The sequence below is a fragment of the Bartonella queenslandensis AUST/NH15 genome, assembly GCF_000312585.1.
In the GTDB taxonomy this organism is placed as follows: Bacteria; Pseudomonadota; Alphaproteobacteria; order Rhizobiales; family Rhizobiaceae; genus Bartonella; species Bartonella queenslandensis_A.
The window spans coordinates 1-732 of record NZ_HE998302.1; the positions used below are offsets into that span (position 1 = coordinate 1).

Genomic DNA, 732 nt, shown 5'->3' on the forward strand with positions numbered 1-732 from the left:
TTTTTGCGAAGCAGTGGAAAATTCCATCTTCTTCTATTTGTCTGAAAAGCGGTGCAACATCCCGCTACAAACAACTTCATTTTTCAACACATTTAGAAGAGTTAAAGCAGATATGGCAATCCTTTGGAGATTGTATTTCGTAGCGAAATAAATAATAAAGCCTATTTTTAAATAGGCTTTATTTTATTAAAATTGTTATATCTCTCTATTACGCTCAACAGCTTGCTTAATTAATTCATGAGCAAAGCTTTTGTCTCGCCACCCTTCAATTTTGGCCCATTTCCCAGGTTCTAAATCTTTATAATGCTTGAAGAAATGTTCAATTTGTTTAAGTGTAATTTCAGGCAAGTCCGTGTAGTCATGAATATTAATATAGCGTTTTGTTAATTTCGGTGTGGGAATGGCAATGATTTTTTCATCTTTACCACCATCATCTTCCATCATCAAAGCCCCGATGGGGCGAACATTGATCACACAACCAGGCATAAGTGGACGGGTATTACAGATAAGAACATCAATAGGATCACCGTCATCTGAAAGGGTATGAGGGACAAAACCATAATTTCCAGGATAAACCATTGAGGTATGAAGAAAACGGTCAACGAATAATGCGCCCGACTTTTTATCCATCTCATATTTTATTGGTTGACCACCAAGAGAGACTTCCACAATAACATTAATATCTTCTGGTGGTTTTTTACCTACAGGTATTGCTTTAATATTCATAGAGAC

At 36.1% G+C, this 732-nt stretch carries 1 protein-coding gene and 1 pseudogene; one reads left to right on the forward strand and one right to left on the reverse strand.

The features are described 5' to 3' along the window. A pseudogene (locus BN338_RS13435) lies at positions 1 to 143 on the forward strand (DUF167 domain-containing protein); the annotation flags it as partial. 52 nt (positions 144 to 195) lie between these two features. Here the strand turns inward: BN338_RS13435 and ppa are convergent. After that, entirely contained in the window at positions 196 to 726 is a 531-nt protein-coding gene (ppa, locus tag BN338_RS10265; protein ID WP_039762219.1) for an inorganic diphosphatase, read from the reverse strand. Between the last annotated feature and the right edge of the window lie 6 nt (positions 727 to 732).

What these genes read in the sequence shown, in the direction of transcription:
- ppa (WP_039762219.1), bottom strand. Translation starts at nt 726, where the DNA reads ATGAATATTAAAGCAATACCTGTAGGTAAAAAACCACCAGAAGATATT.